General features: G+C 74.1%; 22 protein-coding genes. 10 read left to right on the top strand and 12 right to left on the bottom strand.

Translation table 11 applies throughout. The annotated features are described in order from the left end of the window. Positions 1-10 precede the first annotated feature (10 nt). Positions 11-940: an LLM class F420-dependent oxidoreductase gene (locus tag DCS98_RS16270; RefSeq protein ID WP_116452426.1), complete on the bottom strand. Its 930-nt coding sequence runs from the start codon at positions 938-940 to the stop codon at positions 11-13. A gap of 53 nt (positions 941-993) precedes the next feature. Between DCS98_RS16270 and DCS98_RS16265 the strand changes: the two genes are divergently transcribed. From DCS98_RS16265 to DCS98_RS16250, 4 genes are all read left to right on the top strand, one after another. Further along, positions 994-2,163 (top strand): hypothetical protein, encoded by a 1,170-nt coding sequence (locus DCS98_RS16265; protein ID WP_116452425.1) that lies wholly within the window; start codon positions 994-996, stop codon positions 2,161-2,163. A 75-nt stretch (positions 2,164-2,238) separates the two neighbouring features. Next, complete coding sequence (gene lipA / locus DCS98_RS16260) at positions 2,239-3,213, top strand: lipoyl synthase (RefSeq protein WP_116452522.1); 975 nt, start codon at positions 2,239-2,241, stop codon at positions 3,211-3,213. A gap of 50 nt (positions 3,214-3,263) precedes the next feature. Continuing rightward, positions 3,264-4,067: a DUF4191 domain-containing protein gene (locus DCS98_RS16255; RefSeq protein WP_116452424.1), complete on the top strand. Its 804-nt coding sequence runs from the start codon at positions 3,264-3,266 to the stop codon at positions 4,065-4,067. Between the two features lie 90 nt (positions 4,068-4,157). Continuing rightward, positions 4,158-4,628: a nitroreductase/quinone reductase family protein gene (locus tag DCS98_RS16250; protein ID WP_116452521.1), complete on the top strand. Its 471-nt coding sequence runs from the start codon at positions 4,158-4,160 to the stop codon at positions 4,626-4,628. Between the two features lie 12 nt (positions 4,629-4,640). Here DCS98_RS16250 and DCS98_RS16245 read toward each other — a convergent pair whose 3' ends face one another. Further along, positions 4,641-5,060: an RDD family protein gene (locus DCS98_RS16245; protein WP_116452423.1), complete on the bottom strand. Its 420-nt coding sequence runs from the start codon at positions 5,058-5,060 to the stop codon at positions 4,641-4,643. A gap of 164 nt (positions 5,061-5,224) precedes the next feature. On the opposite strand from DCS98_RS16245, the gene glnA reads away from it, so the two are divergent. Together glnA and DCS98_RS16235 are read left to right on the top strand one after the other, a co-directional pair. Then, positions 5,225-6,658 (top strand): type I glutamate--ammonia ligase, encoded by a 1,434-nt coding sequence (gene glnA / locus DCS98_RS16240; RefSeq protein ID WP_116452422.1) that lies wholly within the window; start codon positions 5,225-5,227, stop codon positions 6,656-6,658. Positions 6,659-6,775: 117 nt separating this feature from the next. Beyond that, the gene (locus tag DCS98_RS16235; RefSeq protein ID WP_164704609.1) at positions 6,776-7,642 is read left to right on the top strand and encodes a DUF4349 domain-containing protein; all 867 of its coding nucleotides are present in this window, start codon (positions 6,776-6,778) and stop codon (positions 7,640-7,642) included. An 8-nt stretch (positions 7,643-7,650) separates the two neighbouring features. On the opposite strand, the gene DCS98_RS16230 is transcribed toward DCS98_RS16235, so the two are convergent. Then, a complete protein-coding gene (locus tag DCS98_RS16230) occupies positions 7,651-8,196 on the bottom strand; it encodes a hypothetical protein (protein WP_116452420.1) in 546 nt (181 codons plus the stop codon). Positions 8,197-8,474: 278 nt separating this feature from the next. On the opposite strand from DCS98_RS16230, the gene DCS98_RS16225 reads away from it, so the two are divergent. Continuing rightward, positions 8,475-8,843 carry a hypothetical protein gene (locus DCS98_RS16225; RefSeq protein ID WP_116452419.1) on the top strand — a complete coding sequence of 123 codons (369 nt, stop codon included), beginning with the start codon at positions 8,475-8,477 and terminating at the stop codon, positions 8,841-8,843. A 114-nt stretch (positions 8,844-8,957) separates the two neighbouring features. Here DCS98_RS16225 and DCS98_RS16220 read toward each other — a convergent pair whose 3' ends face one another. Then, the gene (locus DCS98_RS16220) at positions 8,958-9,686 is read right to left on the bottom strand and encodes a glutamine amidotransferase (RefSeq protein ID WP_116452418.1); all 729 of its coding nucleotides are present in this window, start codon (positions 9,684-9,686) and stop codon (positions 8,958-8,960) included. Between the two features lie 129 nt (positions 9,687-9,815). On the opposite strand from DCS98_RS16220, the gene DCS98_RS16215 reads away from it, so the two are divergent. Then, positions 9,816-10,205 carry a VOC family protein gene (locus DCS98_RS16215; RefSeq protein ID WP_116452417.1) on the top strand — a complete coding sequence of 130 codons (390 nt, stop codon included), beginning with the start codon at positions 9,816-9,818 and terminating at the stop codon, positions 10,203-10,205. Positions 10,206-10,242: 37 nt separating this feature from the next. On the opposite strand, the gene DCS98_RS16210 is transcribed toward DCS98_RS16215, so the two are convergent. The 6 genes from DCS98_RS16210 to DCS98_RS16185 form a co-directional block, all read right to left on the bottom strand. Continuing rightward, positions 10,243-10,818 carry a hypothetical protein gene (locus DCS98_RS16210; protein WP_116452416.1) on the bottom strand — a complete coding sequence of 192 codons (576 nt, stop codon included), beginning with the start codon at positions 10,816-10,818 and terminating at the stop codon, positions 10,243-10,245. A gap of 99 nt (positions 10,819-10,917) precedes the next feature. Next, a complete protein-coding gene (locus DCS98_RS16205) occupies positions 10,918-11,454 on the bottom strand; it encodes a DUF1353 domain-containing protein (protein ID WP_116452415.1) in 537 nt (178 codons plus the stop codon). Between the two features lie 64 nt (positions 11,455-11,518). Then, positions 11,519-13,813, bottom strand: a complete 2,295-nt coding sequence (gene pucD, locus DCS98_RS16200) for a xanthine dehydrogenase subunit D (protein ID WP_116452414.1) — start codon at positions 13,811-13,813, stop codon at positions 11,519-11,521. Continuing rightward, positions 13,810-14,280 carry a (2Fe-2S)-binding protein gene (locus DCS98_RS16195; protein ID WP_116452413.1) on the bottom strand — a complete coding sequence of 157 codons (471 nt, stop codon included), beginning with the start codon at positions 14,278-14,280 and terminating at the stop codon, positions 13,810-13,812. The genes pucD and DCS98_RS16195 overlap by 4 nt, the downstream gene beginning before the upstream one ends. Before the next feature lie 3 nt (positions 14,281-14,283). Next, complete coding sequence (locus tag DCS98_RS16190; protein WP_116452412.1) at positions 14,284-15,168, bottom strand: FAD binding domain-containing protein; 885 nt, start codon at positions 15,166-15,168, stop codon at positions 14,284-14,286. A 104-nt stretch (positions 15,169-15,272) separates the two neighbouring features. Then, positions 15,273-16,118 (bottom strand): SDR family NAD(P)-dependent oxidoreductase, encoded by an 846-nt coding sequence (locus tag DCS98_RS16185; protein ID WP_116452411.1) that lies wholly within the window; start codon positions 16,116-16,118, stop codon positions 15,273-15,275. A 74-nt stretch (positions 16,119-16,192) separates the two neighbouring features. On the opposite strand from DCS98_RS16185, the gene DCS98_RS16180 reads away from it, so the two are divergent. Beyond that, a complete protein-coding gene (locus DCS98_RS16180) occupies positions 16,193-17,206 on the top strand; it encodes an iron-containing redox enzyme family protein (protein ID WP_116452520.1) in 1,014 nt (337 codons plus the stop codon). Positions 17,207-17,311: 105 nt separating this feature from the next. Then, positions 17,312-18,865, top strand: a complete 1,554-nt coding sequence (locus tag DCS98_RS16175) for a GAF domain-containing protein (RefSeq protein ID WP_116452410.1) — start codon at positions 17,312-17,314, stop codon at positions 18,863-18,865. 10 nt (positions 18,866-18,875) lie between these two features. On the opposite strand, the gene DCS98_RS16170 is transcribed toward DCS98_RS16175, so the two are convergent. Both DCS98_RS16170 and DCS98_RS16165 read right to left on the bottom strand, forming a co-directional pair. Then, entirely contained in the window at positions 18,876-19,199 is a 324-nt protein-coding gene (locus DCS98_RS16170; protein ID WP_206340302.1) for a CDGSH iron-sulfur domain-containing protein, read from the bottom strand. 73 nt (positions 19,200-19,272) lie between these two features. Continuing rightward, positions 19,273-20,106: an aquaporin gene (locus tag DCS98_RS16165; protein ID WP_116452409.1), complete on the bottom strand. Its 834-nt coding sequence runs from the start codon at positions 20,104-20,106 to the stop codon at positions 19,273-19,275. Between the last annotated feature and the right edge of the window lie 116 nt (positions 20,107-20,222).

Raw genomic sequence — 20,222 nt, 5'->3', positions numbered from 1 at the left:
CGGTGGCGTCTCAGCCGAGCTGGGGCGCCACCTCGCCGGCCACCAGGTCGAGGTGGTCGAGGTCGGAGAGATCGAGCACCTGCAGGTACACGCGCTGCGCCCCGGCCTCGGCGTAGCGCCCGATGGTGTCGACCGCCTCGGCCGGGGTGCCGGCGACGCCGTGCTCGCGCAGCTCGTCCACCTCACGTCCGATGGCTGCCGCGCGGCGCGCGAGCTCCGCCTCGTCCCTGCCGACGCACAGCACCAGTGCCGAGCTGCAGACCATCGACCCGGGGTCGCGGCCGGCTTCCTCGCACGCCTCGCGCACCCCGGCGAACAGGCGGGCGTTGTCGGCCGCCGACAGGAACGGCACGTTGAACTCGCCCGCGTACCGGGCCGCCAACCGCGGTGTCCGCTTCTTGCCGGCGCCGCCGACGATCACCGGGATGCCGCCGTCCTGGACCGGCTTGGGCAGCGCCGGCGAGCCCGACACCGGGTAGTACCTCCCGTCGAAGTCGAAGGTCTCCCCCGCCGGGGTGCCCCACAGCCCGGTGACGACGGCGAGCTGCTCCTCGTAGCGGTCGAAGCGCTCGCCGAGCGGCGGGAACGGGATGCCGTACGCGGTGTGCTCTGCCTCGAACCAGCCGGCGCCGATGCCCAGCTCGACCCGCCCGCCACTCATCTGGTCGACCTGGGCCACCGAGATCGCCAGCGGCCCCGGCAGCCGGAAGGTGCCGGCCGTCATGAGCGTGCCGAGGCGGATGCGGCTGGTCTCGCGCGCCAGACCGGCGAGGGTCACCCACGCGTCGGTGGGGCCGGGCAGCCCGTCCCCACCCATCGTCAGGTAGTGGTCGGACCGGAAGAAGGCGTCGAAGCCGGTCTCCTCGGTGCGCCGGGCGACGGCGAGCAGGTCGTCGTACGTGGCGCCCATCTGGGGCTCGGTGAAGATGCGCAGCAGCACACGCCGACGCTAACCAGCGGGGGCCGCCACCGCTGGCCGGGCCCCTCCGGGGTGTGCTCACCGCCCGGACCGGGCAGGATGATCGCGAGACGATCAACTCGGAGGTGCAGCTCGTGTTCCGCAAGAAGACGCGTGGTCAGGTCATCGGTGCCGAGCTCCAGGAGGGTCTCGCCCACATCGGGGTGGCGGCCACCGAGGCCGGCCGCCTCGCGGCCGAGCAGCTGGGGCCGCGGGTGACCGCGGCCCGCGAGGCAGCCGGTCCGGCTCTCGACGCGGCGCAGACGGCCGTCGCGCTCAAGGTGGCGCCGAAGGTCGCCGCGGCCGCCGCTGCCGCCGCCCCGGCCGTCGCGACCGCCCGTGACTCCCTGGCCCCGAAGGTGGAGGCCGCCCGCGACGCGATCGCCCCTCGGGTGGAGGCCGCCCGCGAGGCCGCCGGTCCGCGGGTCGCCGCCGCGCAGGCAGCCGCCGCCAAGGCCGCCGCCGACCTCGCCCCCCGGGTGGAGGCGGCCCAGAAGGCGGCGCAGAAGGCGCTCAAGGACGACGTGGTCCCCCGGCTCGAGGCCGCCCAGGTCGCCGCGCTCGCCTACGCCACGCCCAAGGTGGTCGCCGCCCGGGAGGCCGTGACGCCCGCGCTGGAGAGCGCCCGCGAGACGCTGGCCGCCGGCGTGGACAGCGCGCTGAGCGAGCTGGACGCCCGCCGCGCCGAGCTCGTCGCCACGGCGGAGAAGTCGACCCGCAAGGCGCGCAAGGGCGCGAAGAAGGCCCGCAAGACGGCGGTCAAGAAGCGCCGGGAGTTCGAGAAGGCCGCCGCCTCGACCGCGAAGACGGTCAAGCGCAAGGCTGGGATCGAGAAGGAGCCGCGGCGCTGGCCGTGGGTGTTCCTGGCCTTCGCGCTGGGTACGGCAGCGTTCGTCCTGCTGCGCCGCAAGAAGGACGACACCTGGACCCCCGCCCCGGCGGGCGACGGCCCGGTGCCCAGCTACCGAGAGGACCCCGTGCCCAGCTCCGACAGCACCTCCGGCAAGACCGTGTCGACGGCTTCGACGACCAGCGACTCCGCCCCGGCCGAGTCCGACATGGGGGTCCGGGACGCCCAGCTCGTCGACGGCGACGGCCCCGACGACTCGACCGTGAACGGCTCCGACGCCCCCGAGCCCTTCACCTCCGGCAACGGCGGCTCGGACGCGGGGCCGACCGCGGGACCGGCCGACAAGCAGGTCTGAGCACCTCATCACATCCGACGCCCCCGTTGCCTTCGGCAGCGGGGGCGTCGCACGTCCGGGAGTACCGTGGAGATCATGAGTGAGACGGCCGCTCCGGCGCATTCTTCGGGTTCCCCGCTCGAGCCGGCCGGCCGCAAACTGCTCCGCCTCGAGGTGCGCAACAGCCAGGTCCCGATCGAGCGCAAGCCCGAGTGGATCAAGACGCGGCTGAAGACCGGCCCCGAGTACACCGAGCTGAAGTCGCTGGTCCGCCGCGAGGGCCTGCACACGGTCTGCGAAGAGGCCGGCTGCCCCAACATCTACGAGTGCTGGGAGGACCGGGAGGCCACGTTCCTCATCGGTGGCGACCAGTGCACGCGGCGCTGCGACTTCTGCCAGATCGACACGGGCAAGCCCGCCGCGTTCGACGCCGACGAGCCCCGCCGGGTCGCCGAGAGCGTCGCGACGATGGGCCTCAAGTACGCCACGGTCACCGGCGTCGCCCGGGACGACCTGCCCGACGGCGGCGCCTGGCTCTACGCCGAGACCGTGCGCCAGATCCACGCCCAGCTCCCCGGATGCGGTGTGGAGCTGCTCATCCCCGACTTCAACGCCGACCCCGAGCAGCTGGCCGAGGTGTTCTCCGCCCGGCCGGAGGTGCTGGCGCACAACGTCGAGACGGTGCCGCGCATCTTCAAGCGCATCCGCCCCGGCTTCCGCTTCGAGCGCTCGCTCGCCGTCATCACCGCCGCCCGCGAGGCCGGCCTGGTCACCAAGTCCAACCTCATCCTGGGCATGGGTGAAGAGCCGCACGAGGTCGTCGAGACCATGCAGGCGCTGCACGACGCCGGCTGCGACCTGCTGACGATCACCCAGTACCTCCGCCCCTCGCCGCGGCACCACCCCGTCGTCCGGTGGGTGAAGCCGGACGAGTTCGTGGGCTTCCAGACCGAGGCCGAGCGGATCGGCTTCCCGGGCGTCCTCGCCGGACCCCTCGTGCGCAGCTCCTACCGCGCCGGGCGCCTGTACCAGCAGGCGATCGAGGCGCGCGGGCTCACCCACCAGAGCTGACCCGGCGGGATCGGCGCGGAAAGCCGCGCACGCGCCCCTATCCTGGGGGCATGGCACGCAGCAAGCCCGCAGACTCGACCGCTCCGAGCGGCAAGGGTTCCGGCAAGGGTTCCGGCAAGGGTTCCGGCAAGGCCCCGAAGCTCGACAAGAACGGTCAGCCCAAGGTGGGCCGGCTGAAGAAGCTCGGCGGCCAGGCCCGCATGATCAAGCAGGCCTACTCGCTCACCCGTCGCAACGACCCGAAGCTGCCCTGGGTCATGCTGATCTGGTTCGTCGCGGTCGCCGCGGTGGTCGAGCTCATCGGCATCCTGCTCGACTCCCCCTTCGTCTTCCTGCCCCTGGCGCTGATCACCGGTGGCCTCGCGGCCCTGATCGTCTTCGGCCGCCGTGCGCAGGGCTCGGCCTACCGGCAGGTCGAGGGCCAGCCCGGTGCCGCTGCGTGGGTGCTGGAGGGCATGCGCGGTGACTGGCGCGTCACCTCCGGCGTCGCCGGCACGCAGCAGATGGACGCGGTCCACCGCGTCCTGGGCCGGCCCGGCGTGATCCTGGTGGCCGAGGGCGTGCCCGGGCGGGTACGCGGGCTGCTCGCGCAGGAGAAGAAGAAGATCGCCCGCGTCGTGGGCGACGCCCCGATCTACGACATCGTCGTCGGCGACGACGAGGGCCAGATCCCGCTGCGCAAGCTCAGCACCCATGTCATGAAGCTGCCCCGCAACCTGAGCGCCGCGGAGGTCAACGCGCTGGGCCGCCGGATGAGCGCCCTGGGCGGCGCCCGGATGCCCGTGCCCGGTGGCCCGCTCCCCGGCGGCAAGCAGATGAGCGTCAGCCAGCGCCAGGTACGCCGCCGCGGCTGACCGCCGACTCCCCGCGTCGAACGCCCCGTCCGGTTCGGACGGGGCGTTCTTCCCTTCTCGCGGGTCGTCGCCCGTGCCAGTGTGGCAGCCGTGGCCGGCCCCACCCCCACTCGTCCGCCGCGGGTCCCGCCGTCCTGGTTCGTGCACTCGGCCTGGCGCTTCCACCGGGCGCTGCACCGGTTCAGCGGCGGCCGCTTCCTCTGGACGCCGTCGAACGAGCGGGGCTGGGGTGCGCTGCACCTCACCACCGTCGGACGGCGGACCGGCCGGCCGCGCGGCGTGATCATCGGCTACCTCGAGGACGGTCCGCGCCTGGTCGCGATCGCGATGAACGGCTGGGAGGAGGGCCACCCCGCCTGGTGGCTCAACCTGGAGACCCACCCCGACGCCGTCGTCCGGCTGCCAGGCCAGCCGCCCCGGCACGTGCGGGCACGCCTGGCCGCGGGCGACGAGCGGGAGCGCCTGTGGGCGCGCTGGAGGGCGGTCGACCCGCGCCTCGACGGCTACGCCGGCCGCAGGTCGACGCAGACCCCGGTCGTCGTCCTGGAACCGGCCGGTTGACCCGTCGGCAGGTCAGCCGCGGACGACCGCGGTGTCGGTGACGCGGTCGTGCAGGCCGCGCCCGTCGGCGTCGACGACCAGCGCCGGGATCAGCAGGCAGAGCAGCGCGGTGCGGACGACGGCCCGCCACAGGGCCAGCCGCTCACCGGGCCGCGGGTGCGCCAGCCGCAGGCCGGTGAGCCGCATGCCGGGGGTCTGACCGAAGAGCACCAGGGTGACGACGGTGAGCCCGGCGAAGGCGGCCAGCGCCCAGTTCCCCGGCAGCTCCGGTGCGGTGAACAGACCCGCGACCAGGGCGGAGCCGAGGGCGTCGACGAGGAAGGCCACGACCCGCGTGCTGAACGTCGCCAGCGACCCCGGGCCCTCCGCCGGCAACCCCAGAGAGGCGCCGCGCACGCGGTCCTGAGAGGGTGGCTGCACGTCGTTGACCATGCGACAAGCGTAGGACCAGGTTCGAGCGGTGCCCGAATGCCTCGACGAGGTGACCCGGCGACACGCCGGGAGCGTTGTTACGCCTCCGAAACACTCGGGACACCCCGGGGCAACTCCGCCCTCGTAACTTGCGGTTCGGCAGTCAGCCCAATCCCGGAGGATCGATGTTCACCAGCCCCGACGAGGTCGCCGCCTACATCCGCGACAACGACGTCGAGTACGTCGACGTCCGCTTCTGCGATCTCCCCGGCGTCATGCAGCACTTCACCATCCCCGCGTCGACCTTCGGTGAGGACACGTTCTCCGAGGGCCTGGGCTTCGACGGGTCCTCGATCCGCGGCTTCCAGGCGATCAACGAGTCGGACATGCTCCTGCTGCCCGACGCCAACAGCGCGTTCCTGGACCCGTTCCGCCGGCACAAGACGCTGAACGTCAACTTCTTCATCCACGACCCGATCACGCGCGAGGCCTACAGCCGCGACCCGCGGAACGTGGCGAAGAAGGCCGAGGCGTACCTCGCCAGCAGCGGGATCGCCGACACCGCGTACTTCGGCCCCGAGGCCGAGTTCTACATCTTCGACTCGATCCGGCACTCCACCGGCATCAACGAGGGCTACTACCACATCGACTCCGTCGAGGGCTCCTGGAACTCCGGCGCCCTGACCGGGGAGAACGGCGGCCCGAACCTCGGCTACAAGACGCGGGCCAAGGGCGGCTACTTCCCGGTCGAGCCCTACGACCACTACAGCGACCTGCGCTCGACGATGATGACCAACCTGACCAACGCCGGGCTGGAGCTCGAGCGCGGTCACCACGAGGTCGGCACCGGTGGCCAGGCCGAGATCAACTACAAGTTCGACACGCTGCTGCGGTCGGCCGACAGCCTGATGCTGTTCAAGTACATCATCAAGAACACCGCCTGGGCGCACGGCAAGACGGCCACCTTCATGCCCAAGCCGCTCTACGGCGACAACGGCTCCGGCATGCACTGCCACCAGAGCCTCTGGAAGGACGGCGAGCCGCTCTTCCACGCCGAGACCGGCTACGCGGGCCTGTCCGACACCGCCCGCCACTACATCGGCGGTCTGCTGGCCCACGCCCCGTCGCTGCTGGCCTTCACCAACCCGACGGTCAACAGCTACCACCGCCTGGTGCCCGGCTACGAGGCGCCGATCAACCTCGTCTACTCCGCGCGCAACCGCTCGGCCTGCTGCCGCATCCCGATCTCGGGTGACAGCCCCAAGGCCAAGCGCATCGAGTTCCGCGTGCCCGACCCGTCGGCCAACCCCTACCTGGCCTTCTCGGCGATGCTGATGGCCGGTCTCGACGGCATCAAGAACAAGATCGAGCCGCCGGCCCCCGTGGACAAGGACCTCTACGAGCTGCCGCCCGAGGAGGCCCTGGGCATCGACAAGGTGCCCGCGTCGCTGGACGCCGTCCTCGACCGGCTCGAGGTCGACCACGACTACCTGATCGACGGCGGGGTGTTCACCCCCGACCTGATCGAGACGTGGATCGAGTACAAGCGGGAGAACGAGATCGACCCGATCCGCCTCCGCCCGCACCCGCACGAGTTCGCCATGTACTACGACATCTGAGTCGTCCGCCCACCGCGGCCCCCGTCCTCGCCCGAGGACGGGGGCCGCGGTGCGTCCGCGTCACGATTGGGCATCGAGCCTGGTCAGCCGCGAACCGACGGGCCTACCGTCCGCACCGTGAGGCGCCTCCCGGGCACCGTGATCGCCGCGCTCGCCGTCGCGGTGGTCGTCGGCTGCTCGGGGCCGTCCGGGGACTCCGGCGGCGCGGACTCCGGCTCCGGCACGGGCGCCGTCGCTCCCGACCCCGCCGCCCCGGGCGATCCGGAGGCAGCTCCCGCCGACGCCGACCGGCAGGTGGTCACGACCGCGTCGGCGTCCCTGGCCGTGGACGACCCCGCCGACGGCGCCCAGCGGGTCAGCGAGCTGGTGGAGTCCGCCGGCGGTCGGGTGGAGCAGCGTGCCGAACGGACGGCGTCCGGGGAGGACGGGGACGGCGCAGCCGCCGACCTCGTGGTGCGGGTGCCCTCGGACGCGCTGACCGACCTGCTGGCCGACCTCGAGGACATCGGCGACATCGAGGACGTGTCCGTGTCGCGTTCGGACGTCACCGCCACGGCGGTCGACCTCGACGCCCGGATCGCGGCGCTGCGGACGTCGGTGGCGCGTCTGCAGTCGCTGATGGACCAGGCGGCCGACACCGAGGCGCTGCTGGCCGCGGAGGCGGCGCTGTCCGAGCGCCAGGAGGAGCTGGAGGCGCTGCAGTCGCAGCGGACGCTGCTCGCCGACCAGGTGGAGCTGTCCACCCTGAGCCTGCACCTGGAGCCGTTCGGCGTGGCTCCGGCCGGCGGCCCTGACGGCTTCCTCGACGGGCTCGGCACCGGCTGGCGGGCCCTGATCGCCGCGCTGGGCGGCGTGGTCGTCGTCCTGGGGTTCGCCCTCCCCTGGCTCGTCGCCGCCGGGCTCGTCAGCGCCGCGGTGCTGGTGCCGGTGCGCATGGCGCGCCGCCGGGCCGCCGTCGAGGCGCCCGCCCCACCGCAACCCTGAGCAGGGCCTCACCCCCGGTCGAGGGCGACGTCCCACGCGACGCCGGTGGCACCGCAGTCGAAGCCCTGGATCGTCGACTCGGCGTAGCTGCCGGTCAGCCGGCCGTCGGCGAGGACCAGCTCCAGCCGCCACAGCGCGCTCCGGGTCGGGCTCCCACCGCAGCGGGGCGCGACGTCCGGCGGCACGGGGCCGGCCGCCCGGTAGACCCCGTCCTCGAACCGCAGCGGCGGGCTGCCGTAGCTGCCGTCGAAGGGCGCGACCACGCAGCCCGCGGCCGGGCACGCGATCGCGAGCCGGATCGCCCGCGTCCCGGAGCAGTCGTCGTCGTCGAACCCGGCACAGCGCTGCACGGTGCCCCCGCCGGTCCACTCGCCCTCCAGCGCGGCGTCCTCGACGGGGCCCGCCATGGTCGCCGGTGCGACCGCCCCGGGACCCGTGGGCTCTCCGCGGTCGATCACCAGGAGCGCCGCGACCGCCAGCACGACCAGCGCCACGACCCCGAGCGGCAGCCACAGCGTCTGCCACCGCGGGGCCCGGCCGTACCCATCGGTCACCGGCCCACCTCCGAGTCCACGGGACGAACGTCACCCAGGGTTCCCCGCGTCGTGACGGCTGGGCAACGTCTGCGCCCCTAGACTGGACTCGTGCCTCGAACGGCACGAACCGGCCCGACGACCGCGCACCGCACGACGGCGAGCAGCGCGCGAGGCCCCCGGTTCCCGGCACCGACGCCGGCCTCGCAGCGTTGCGAACCCACGACTCGCGCCCGGCCCTGGCCGCCGGCGCTCCCTGCGGCGACCCGGTCGCCCGATCCGAGACGGATGGACCACGCATGACCACAGCACTGAACGACGACCACGGCGACCGGTTCCCCGGCGCCGTCCCCGCCCCCACCCCGGTCCCCACGGACCAGGACCGGCACGTGCGGATGCACGCGGCGTACGTCCACAAGGTCAACGCCGTCGTGGCCTCCGGCGACGACGACCTCGCCCACGAGCTCGCGCGGACCTTCGAGGAAGAGACCAGCGCCTCCGCCCGCACGCACGCCGACCGGCGGACGGCCGGACGCCGCACGCCAGGCCGGGGGGACGCCGCACGCCGTCCGGGCCGCGTGGGGTCCTTCGCCCGCCGGTCCCTGCAGCGCTTCGACCGCTACACGCTCGAGGTGTTCAACGCCGGGACGCCCTCCCGCGAGCGCTGAGCCCTCGACGGACCGCGGCCCCTCACCTCGGACGAGGTGAGGGGCCGCAGCGCGTCCGGGTCGCTCAGGGCCGCGCGGGCCTGGCTCCGGCGACGAGGCTCGGGACCCGTGCCGTCAGCCGTACCGCGCCACGAAGTTGGCCAGCATCCGCCCCGGCTCGGTGATCACCGCCGGGGTCAGCCGCGCGATCAGGTCGTCGCGCTCGTCGGGCGGGTAGTAGCCGGCGTGCTGGTAGACGTGGACGCGCGTGATGATCCCGTCGACGTCGAGCTCGGGGTGGAACTGCGTGGCGTACAGGTTCCGCTTGATCCGGAACATCTGCACCGGGCAGGCGTCCGAGCTCGCCAGCAGGACGGCGCCGGGCGGCAGGACGCTGCAGGCCTCCCGGTGTCCGACGAAGGCGTCGAACTGCGGCGCCATGCCGGCCAGGACCGGGTCGGCCGCCCCTGCTGCGGTGAGCGTGATGCGGACCGCGGAGATGGGCTCGGCGTACGTGCGGTCGATGACCCCGCCCTGGTGCACCCCGAGCGTGCCGACGCCGTAGCAGGCGCCGAAGAACGGGAAGTCCCGCGCCACGATCTCGTCGAGCAGGGCCGACAGCTCCCGCTCGACCCGGCGCTGGGTCGCGGACTTGTCCAGCGGCGGGTCGCTGGAGTTGAACGGTCCGCCTCCGACGAGGACGCCCGCGTAGTCGTCGAGGTCGATCGCCGGCAACGGGCCGGCTTCCATGCGGATCCGTCGCAGGCGCTCGGGGGTCAGGCCGGAGAAGCGCAGGAAGGCCTCGTACTCCCCGTCGGCGGCCAGGTCCTCGGCGCGGGAGGACAGCAGGAGGAAGGGCCGCACGACCGCCGATCCTAGGTCGGTCCCGAGAAGGGGCGGACGCACCAGGTCCCGTTGTCCCGCTCCCCGGGTGGGACTAGCTTCCGGCGCCATCGTCGCGGGGGAACGGATCCATCGGTGAGGAGCGGGCCCATGCTGAACGACAGCACGGTGACGGCCAACATCCCGGCAGCCGACCTGAGGCGGGCGCGGGACTTCTACGCGGACAAGCTGGGGCTCACCCCGGTGCAGGAACTCGGCGGGGAAGCACTCGTGTACCGGACCGCGGGGGGCACCGACTTCCAGGTCTACCGGACCGAGTACGCCGGCCGGGCCGGGCACACCATCGCCCAGTTCCACGTGGCCGACATCGAGTCGGAGGTGCACGACCTGGAGGCCAAGGGCGTCGCGTTCGAGACCTACGAGATGCCCGGGGTGCACTGGGACGGCGTGATCGCCTCGCTGGAGGGCCTGGGCCGCGCGGCCTGGTTCACCGACAGCGAGGGGAACACCTTGTGCATCGACCAGGTCGCCACGGGCTGACGGCGGACCCCGTCCGCCCCGGACCGCAGCGGCCTGGTCAGACCCGCTCGGCGGCGTCCAGTGTCAGGGAGGACATCATCGCGTCGAGCACCTCGACGTTGCGCTCGTAGTCGAAGCCGGGCAGGCCGACGGTGTCGGCGACGAGCACGGCGCCGTCGGGGCGGCCGGGGTCCAGGTCGACCACGTACGTCGTGATGCGCGTGCCCTCGGGGTAGAAGCCCGGGGCGGCCACCTGCTCCACGCGCACGCCGGGCCGCCCGGCGACCTCGACGGTCGTGCGGGCGGTCGCGTCGGGCCACGCGCGGCCCCCGTGGGCTCCGCTCTCCACCACGAGCGCCACGTCGGCGATCCGCACGTCCGACGCCTCCGGGACGGTGAACGGCTCGGACCCGAACCAGCTGCAGCCCGGCAGGACCTCGCCGGGGTTCACCGACCAGTCCGCCGGGTGGGCGACCGAGAACCCCGCAGGGCTGGTGCAGCGTGCCGTCCCGGCGCCCTCGGCTGCCGCACCGCCCAGGGCACCCACCGACGAGGTCGTGGCGCTGCCGCTGACGGTCCCACCGCACGCGGTCAGGAGCAGGAGCGAGCACGCTCCGGCGACGAAGTGGCGCATACGGGATGGAACCTCTTCCCGGGAGGACGGATCGGTCCCTCGTCCTGTGACCGGCGCAGCCCCGTCCCGAACCCCCGCGACCGGGTCTCAACGGGATCGTCACATGCGGAGGACCAGCTGCTCCCGGCGTGCCGGCACCACCGTCGCCACCAGGCGCTCGGCCAGGGCGTAGACCGCGAGCGCGGGCAGGACGAGCACCGCGGGTGGCAGCACCAGGGGTGCCGCGGCGAGCGAGATCGCCAGCACCCCGGGCGCGCTCCACAGCCAGCCGGGGCGCCGTCGCTCGTTGAACAGGGCACCCCACCGGACGCCGGCCCACATCAACCAGCGGCGCAGGAGGGGCACCCCGCTCTCGCGCATCACCCGGCGGAAGATGCCGTCGGCGTCCCGCGAGGTGACCGCGCCGGTGGCCAGGCCCTCGGTGACCAGCCAGTCGTGCAGGATCGCCGCCAGCGTGTAGGTGCCGAAGCGCGGCACCAGCCAGCGCACCGGGGCCGGCACGGTGGCGAAGTCGGTGCGGAAGCCGGCCGGTACGACGAACCGGTCCCGGCGCCCCTGGTAGACCAGCGCGTCGACGAGCTCCCAGCGGTCGGCGTCGACGCGGCTGACGGTCAGCGATCCGGGCTGGAAGGGCACGGCTCACTCTGCGACGTGGAGCGCCGCACCGCCCGGCGGGAGCCGGTGACCGACGCGGCGGGGGTCAGGTGCCGGTGATGTGCTCCGGGCGGATCGGGACGCGGCGGAGCGCCTTGCCGCACGCGGCGCGCACCGCGGCGGCGACGGCGGGACCGGAGGAGATCGTCGGCGGCTCCCCCACCCCGCGGACGCCGTAGGGCGCGTGCGGGTCGGCGTACTCGAGCACCTGGACCTGCATCGGCGGCATGTCGAGGATCGTCGGGATCAGGTAGTCGGTGAACGACGGGTTCCGCACGTGCCCGTCGGTCACCACGATCTCCTCCATCAGCGCCAGCCCCATGCCCTGCGCCGAGCCGCCGTGGATCTGGCCGACCACCGCGTCGGGGTTGATCGCCTTGCCGACGTCCTGCGCCGTGTCGAGCGCGACCACCTTCACCAGGCCGAGCTCCACGTCGACGTCCACCACCGCCCGGTGCGCGGAGAACGCGAACTGCACGTGCGCGTCGCCCTGCCCCGTCACCGGGTCGATCGCGTGGGTGGGCCGGTGCCGGTACTCCCGGGTCTCCTCGACGGCATCGGCGCCGAGCACCTCCGCCAGCCCGGCGAGCACCTCGCCGGAGGCGCCGACGATCTTCTCGCCGTCGAGCCGCAGCTCGGCGGCGTCCCGGCCGAGCCGCAGCGCCGCCCGGTCGAGGACGACGGCACGCACCGCCTCGCACGCCGCCTTCACCGCTCCCCCGGTGACGTAGGTCTGCCGCGACGCCGACGTCGACCCGCCCGAGCCGACCGCGGTGTTCTTCGGGTGCACGACGACCCGCTCCACCCCGAGCTCGGTGCGGCAGATCTGCTGCTCCACCGTGATGAGCCCCTGGCCGACCTCGGCCGCCGCGGTGTGCACCGTGGCGACGGCCTCCCCGCCGGTCATCTCCAGGCGGACGCGGGCGGTCGAGTAGTCGTCGAACCCCTCGGAGAACCCGATGTTCTTGTAGGTGACGGCATAGCCGACGCCCCGCACGACGCCCTCGCCATGCGTCGTGTTGCCGACCGCCCCGGGCAGCGACCGGAGGTCGGGGTCCGCCGACCGCTCCGGCGGCATCGGCAGGCCGGACACGATCTCCAGGAGCTCGGCGACCGGCGCGGCGGAGTCGATCACCTGGCCGGTGATGTTGAGGTCGCCCTCGCGCATGCCGTTGAGCTGCCGGATCGCGACCCGGTCCACACCGACGGTGTCGGCGAGCTCGTCCATCAGGGCCTCGTGCGCGAACGCGGCCTGGACGCAGCCGAAGCCCCGCATCGCGCCGCAGGGCGGGTTGTTGGTGAACACCCCGTAGGCGTCGACGGTCACGTTCGGGATGCGGTACGGGCCGAGCCCCAGCGTGCCGCCGTTGCCGACGACGGCGGCGGTCGAGGAGGCGTAGGCGCCGCCGTCGAACAGCAGCCGGGCGCGGGCGTAGACCAGCGTGCCGTCGCGCTCGGCCCCGAACTCGTAGGTCAGCCAGGCCGGGTGGCGGTGGACGTGGCCGAAGAACGACTCCTCGCGGCCGTAGCTCATCTTCACCGGCTTGCGGGTGCGCAGGGCCAGCAGGCAGGCGTGCACGTGCACGGAGAGGTCCTCGCGCCCGCCGAACGCGCCGCCCACGCCGGCCAGGTGCAGCCGCACCTTCTCGGGGGGCATGCCCAGCGCCAGGCACATCTGCCGCTGGTCGACGTGCAGCCACTGGGTCGCCACGTAGAGGTCGACCCCGCCGTCCTCGGCCGGGACGGCGAGCCCCGACTCCGGGCCCAGGAACGCCTGGTCCTGCATGCCGACCTCGAGGTCGAGCGAGACGACGACCGGCGCGGTGGCCGCCTGGTCGCCCCGCTGGAGGTGCAGGTGCCGGACGAGGTTGCCGGGCCGGTGGACCGGCGGGGCGTCGTCGTCCATGGCCCGGCGCGGGTCGGTGACCGCCGGCAGCACCTCGTAGTCGACCCGGATCCGCTTCGCCGCCCGGCGGGCGGTATCGGGGTGGTCGGCGGCCACCAGTGCGACCGGCTCCCCCTCGTACCGGACGAACTCCGATGCCAGCACCGGCTGGTCGGCGTGCTCGAGGCCGACCGCGTTCTCGCCCGGGACGTCGTCGGCGGTGAGGACGGCGCTCACGCCGGGCACCGCGAGCGCCTCGGTGACGTCGATGCCCCGGATCCGCGCGTGCGGGTGCGGGCTGCGCAGGGTCACCCCCCACACCATGTCGTCGTGCCAGAGGTCGCTGGCGTAGGCGAACTCGCCGGTGACCTTGAGCGTGCCGTCCGGGCGGAGCGGGCTGTCCCCGATGCGCCCGGACGTCGGGGCCGTGGTCCGCGTGCCGGCGTCGGTGCTCACGACTGCGCCTGCCGGGCCGCGGCCAGCCGGACCGCGTCGAGGATCTTCTCGTACCCCGTGCAGCGGCAGAGGTTTCCCGCCAGCGCCTCGCGGATCTCCAGGTCGGAGGGATCGGGGACCCGTTCGAGCAGGTCGTGGGCCGCGACGAGCAGCCCCGGCGTGCAGAAGCCGCACTGGACCGCGCCGGCCTCGACGAACGCCTCCTGCACGGGGTGCAGGCCCCCGTCGCCGGCCAGTCCCTCGACGGTGGTGACCTCGCGGCCGATCGCCTGACCGGCGGCCACCAGGCAGGAGCAGACCGGCTCGCCGTCGAGGTAGACGGTGCAGGAGCCGCACTCGCCCTGCTCGCAGGCGTTCTTCGAACCGGGCAGGCCCATGCGCTCGCGCAGCACGTAGAGCAGGCTCTCGCCGGGCCAGACGTCGTCGACCTCGTGGACGGTCCCGTTGACGGTCGTGGTGATGCGCATCGGTCAGGCCGCCTTCCGCCGGTCGTGCCGGTACTCGGTCCACGCCCAGGTGGCGGCGCGACGCGCCATCACCGACAGGGAGTGCCGCCGGTAGGCCGCACTGCCCCGGACGTCGTCGATCGGCGAGGCGGCGGCCGCCACCCGTTCCCCGAAGGCGCGGGCGAGCGCGTCGGGCAGCTCGCCGCGGGTGTCCCAGAGGCCCGCCGACTCGAGCTCGCCGGCGAGGAACTCCTCGGCGTCGGTCGCCCGGCGCGGGGTGGGCGCGGCCGAGCCGATGCCGGTGCCGACGGCTCTCCGGTCGGGGTGCAGCGCGCAGGCGAACGCCGACACCGCGATCACCATGGCGTTGCGGGTGCCCACCTTGCAGAACTGCTGCGGCCCGGCCGCGACGGGCGCCAGCACCGCCGCGACCAGCTCGTCGTCGGCCAGCGCGTTGCGCTTCACGCCGGTGTAGAAGTCCGCCGCGGCGAGCTGCCGCACCCCGCGCGCGGCCGACTCGACCTCGACCACCGCTCCGGCCGCCAGCAGCGGCGGGTGCGCGTCGCCGGCCGGGGAGGCCGACCCCAGGTTGCCGCCGACGGTGCCCCGGATCCGGATCTGCGGCGAGCCCACGGTGCGGGCGGCCATCGCCAGCCCCGGCAGCCGGTCGCCGAGCTCGTCGATGATCCGGGAGTAGGGCACACCGGCGCCCAGGCGCACCTGCCCGTCGTCGACGGCCCACTCCCGCAGCTCGGGCACCCGGCCCAGGTCCAGCAGGGCACCGGGCCGGCGGCGGTCGAAGTTCAGGTCCACCATCACGTCCGTGCCGCCGGCGATCGGCACGGCGTCGGGCCGCTCCGCGCGCACGGCGAGGGCATCGGTCCACGACGTCGGTTGCAGGAAATCCATGGCTGCCTCTCGCCGGTCCGCCGGAAGTGCTGCTGAGACAACCGCGCCCGACGAGGCCTGGCAAGGGTGGCGCGGCGTCCGTCACCGGACCGAGAGCAACCGCGTCAGCCGACCCGCCGCTCGACCGCCCGCGCCGCCGCCGACCGGACCCGGTGGGCGTTCGCGGACAGCACCCGGTCCATCGCGCGGCCGATGGGCGGCAGCTCGCCCAGCCGGGCCAGGCCGGCCCACCGGGGCACCGCGACGGTGCGCGAGCCGTGGGCGCCGAGGCAGGCAGCGATCTGGTCGGCGACCCGGTCGGGCGCGATGCCGCGCGACAGCCGCCCCCGGGCGTCGGCGTCCGAGACCGGCGCGGAGCCGTGCCCACGGGCCAGCCACTCGGTCTCGACGAAGAACGGGTTCACCGTGTGGACCCGGACTCCCCGGGCGGTCACCTCGCGCCGCAGGCCCTTCACGAAGCCGTGCACCCCCGCCTTGGTCGCGGAGTAGACGGTCAGCGGCGGCACCTGCGACCACGCCGCCACCGACGACACGGCGACGACGTCGGCGCGTCCGCTCCGGCCGGCCGACGCCAGCAGGTGCGGGAGCGCCAGCCGGGTCAGCTCGATCGTGCCGGTGAGGTTCAGGGCGACGATCCCCTCCACGGCATCCCCGGGCATGTCCCCCAGCAGGCCTGCCCACCCCCGCCCCGCGTCGAGCACGACGGCGTCCAGCCGGCCGTGCTCCTCGAGGACCCGCTCGACCAGCGCCCTCCGGTCGCGGGCGTCGGCGACGTCGGCCACCACCGGTGTCACCCCGGGCAGGTCGCCGACGGCCTCCTCGAGGCGGTCGCCGTGCCGGGCGCAGGTGAGGACGAGGTGACCGTCGCGGACGAGCCTGGTGACGGCGGCACGGCCGATGCCGGCGCTACCGCCGGTGACGAGGACGACGCGGTTCCACGGATGGGGCATGGCCCCGTACTACCCGCGGGGGACATCACACGCCCCGACGCATCGAACACCGGTCCCTGGGCATGATCGGGTGCATGCAGCTGCCCGAGCCCCGGGGCCCTCTCAGCGTTGCCCTCTGCCGCGATCTGGCCACCCGGACGTCCCTGTCCGCCGAGACGATCGAGCGGGCCGACCGGGTGGCCGGCGCCGGAGCGTGCGCCCTCACCGACGAGGACCTGCAGATCAGCCTCGCCGTCCTGTACGAGCTCCACTACCGCGGCTTCGACGGTGTCTCCGAGGACTGGGAGTGGGATCCCGCCCTCCTCCGGGTGCGTGCCGCGCTGGAGCGCCGGCACCTGGCGGCGCTGCGGGAGCTGGTCGGCCCGATCGAGGTCACCGGCGAGCCGGTCGACCGGCAGCTCAGCGCGCTCATCGCGGCCGACGACGGGCCGTCGCTGTCGTCGTTCATGAGCAAGCAGGGCAGCCTCGAGCAGTGGCGCGAGTACCTGGCCCTCCGGTCGGTCTACCACCTCAAGGAGGCCGATCCCCACACCTTCGCCATCCCCCGCCTGTCCGGCCGGGCGAAGGCGGCCATGGTCGAGATCCAGGCCGACGAGTACGGCGGCGGCTCCGCCGCCCGCATGCACAGCGAGCTCTTCGCCGGGCTGATGACCTCGCTCGGCCTCGACGCGACGTACGGCGCGCTCTGGGACGACGCCCCCGCGGCCGCCTTCGCGTCGGTCAACACGATGTCGCTGTTCGGGCTGCACCGGCGGTGGCGCGGAGCGGCGCTCGGGCACCTCACCGCGGTGGAGATGACGTCCTCGGAGCCCAGCCGCCGCTACTCGGCCGGGCTGCGCCGGCTCGGCTTCGACGAGCGGGTGACGGTCTTCTACGACGAGCACGTCGAGGCCGACGCCGTCCACGAGCAGATCGCGTCGGTGGACATGTGCGGTTCCCTGGTCGCCGGGGAGCCCGAGCTGGCCGCCGACGTCCTCTTCGGCGCCGCCTGTTCCCTCGCGATGGACGGGCTGGCCGCGCTGCACCTGCTCGGCGCGTGGGAGAGCGGCCGGTCGGCGCTGCGCCGGGAGCGCAGCCTGGCCGCCTGACCGGACCGCTGCACGACGTCGCGCCGCGTACGACTGGAGTCCGGACCGCCGATGCCGAACCTCCATTCGGCCGAGACCGGCAGTACCGGAACATCAGGAGCGCACATGTGGGGTCGTCAGGGCACATCGGCGCAGCCGGCGGCCGCCGGCGGTTTCCCGAAGGACGTCGAGGCCCTGGAACGGGTGATCGCGGCGCTGGGCAGCGAGGTCAGCGACGAGATCGTCGCGCACGAGCGCATCATGCACAGCCTGGTGGACTCGCTGGACCTGGCCTACGGCGCCGCGTGGCTCCCCGACCACTCCGGTGATTTCGTCCTCCGGGTCACCGAGGGCGAGTTCGCGTCCGCGATGGCGGCGGCCTGGACCGACGGCGAGGCCATGGTGTCCGGGGCGGGCTACGGCGGCGAGGCGCTCCGCGACCACCGCACGGTGCTCATGGACGACAGCTCGAGCACGGCCGGCTGCCTGCGCTGGCGGACCGCCGCCGCGGCCGGGGCGCGGCAGGGCTGCTTCCTGCCCGTCGTCGAGGACGGCCGGGTGACCGCCGTGCTCGAGTACTACTCCCGCCGCGAGCTCCCCTTCTTCGGCGGCCGGACCGAGAAGTGGGAGGCCATCGGCCGGCTCGTCGCCCACGCCCGGCGCAGCGCCGTGGCCACCGCCACGCTGCGGGAGAACCTCGACGACCGGCTGGCGGTCACCACCGTCGTCGCCGAGGTCGGTGAGGCCAGGGACGAGGCGGAGGCGCTGCGGACCGCCCTGGAGACGGTGCGCACCGCGTTCGGCTGGGCCTACGGCTCGTTCTGGGCGCTGGACCGCACCGACAACCTGCTGAAGTTCGACGTCGAGTCCGGCTCCGCCGGCGAGGAGTTCCGCACGGTCACCCTGGCGGCGAGCTTCGCCGAGGGCGTCGGCCTCTCCGGACGCGCGTGGCGGGAGCGCGACCTCGTCTTCGTCCGCGACCTGGCGGAGGTGACCGACTGCGTGCGGGCCCCGGCCGCTCAGCGCGCCGGCGTCCGCTCGGGCGTCTGCTTCCCCATCACCGCGGGCGGCCAGGTCATCGGCACCATGGACTTCTTCGTCACCGAGACCATCGAGCTGTCGGACTCGCGGGCCTCCGCGCTGCGCAACGTCGCCCAGCTGGTCTCCCAGCGGCTGGACATCCTGCGCCGGGCCCAGGCGGACGCGGTCAACTCGCGCGCGCTGCTGGAGACCGTCGACCGGCTCCGTCAGGCCGCCGACGACGCCGGTCGCGTGGCCGAGCGAGCGGTCGCGCAGGCGTCGTCCATGACCGCCGAGGTCGAGGCGCTCGGGACGGCGTCGGCCGCCGTGGACGACGTCATCCGGATCATCGGTGCCATCGCCGACCAGACCAACCTGCTGGCCCTCAACGCCACGATCGAGGCGGCGCGCGCCGGCGAGCTGGGCAGGGGCTTCGCCGTCGTCGCCAGCGAGGTGAAGGACCTCGCCCGCGAGACCGCCGGTGCCACCCAGCGGGTCTCCGAGCAGGTCGCGGGCATCCAGAGCAGCAGCCGCTCGGTGTCCGAGGGCATCCACGCCACCAGCGAGGTCATCGGGGAGCTGGACGCCGTCCAGACCCGCATCGGCGAGGTGCTCGAGGAGCAGGTGGAGATGGCGAAGGCGTTCGACACCCGCCGCTGAGCCCGGCGGCTCAGGCGGGCGCGGTCCCCCCGCGGCCCTCGCGCACGATCCGGGCCGCGGGGCGTGGCCGGCTCGGCGCGCTGGGCGCGGAGAACCCCGACCGCTTGTGCGAGCCGTCGCAGAACGGCTTGATACCGGACTTGCCGCACCGGCAGAGCGCGATGGTCCGGCGGCCGGGGTCGATCTCGTCGCCGTCCTGGTCGAGCAACCGGAAGTCGCCGCGCACGATCAGCGGCCCGTCCCGGTAGGGCGTGATGGTCGCGCCCTCCTCCCCGGGAGGACCCGCCTCGACGTCGTCGGGCAGGTCGGGCTGGGCGGACAGGGGGCGCGACACGCTCCTCCTCTGCCCCGCTCCCCCGGCGCGCACACGTGCGCGGGGGGACCCGACCCGCACGGGTGACGGGGGCTCAGCTGTTCGACCGGTGCCGTCTGCGGGCCGCCTCCGTACCGGCCTCGACCGACGAACGGGCCCGCGGGAGGGCCGTACCGGGCTGCTCCTCCTCGGGCAGCTGCACGCCCGTCTCGTCCAGCTCGCCGGCGGCTCCGGCCCGCTCCACCGTCAGCGCGGGCGCCGAGATCGCCCGGACGACGACGACGGCGATCGCACCGCCGACCAGCGGCGCCAGGAGGAACAGCCAGACGTGGGCCAGCGGGTCGCCGCCGGCGAACAGGGCGGGACCCAGCGAGCGGGCGGGGTTGACCGAGGTGCCGGTCAGCGGGATGCCGACCAGGTGCACCGCGGCGAGCGTCAGCCCGATCGCCAGCCCCGCGAAGCCCGGGGCCGCCGCCTTCCCGGTGACCATCAGGATCACGGCGACGAAGACGAACGTGAGCAGCGCCTCGACGAGGAAGGCCCCGCCCATGCTGATCGTCAGGCCGTAGTCGTTGGCGCCGAGGGTGCCGGTCTGGTCCACGACGTCGCCGAAGCCGCTGGTCAGCAGCTGCAGCACCGCCGCACCGGCGATCCCCCCGGCGAACTGGGCCCCCCAGTAGCCGGCGGCCTCCCGCACCGTCATGCCTCCGGAGAGCAGCACCCCCAGGGTGACCGCCGGGTTGACGTGGCACCCGGACACGGGACCGATCGCATAGGCGAGGGCGAGCAGGGTGAGGCCGAACGCGAGGGCGACGCCGAGCGGCCCGATGGCGTCGATCCCGACGACGGCCGAACCGACCGCGACGACGACCAGCAGGGCGGTGCCGAGGAACTCGGCGGCCAGCGATCGGGCAAGGGTGGGAGACACCGACGACCTCCGGGGCCGACCGCAACTGCGCCCGCGCCACCCGTGTGGCACCGCGGTGCGGGTGCGCACAGCCTGTCGCCGTCCGTAGCGGCCCGACAGGGCCTTTCGCCACTGCC

The organism is Blastococcus litoris, assembly GCF_003075095.1.
GTDB classification, from domain to species: domain Bacteria; phylum Actinomycetota; class Actinomycetes; order Mycobacteriales; family Geodermatophilaceae; genus Blastococcus_B; species Blastococcus_B litoris.
This window is presented reverse-complemented; position numbering and strand designations above follow the sequence as displayed.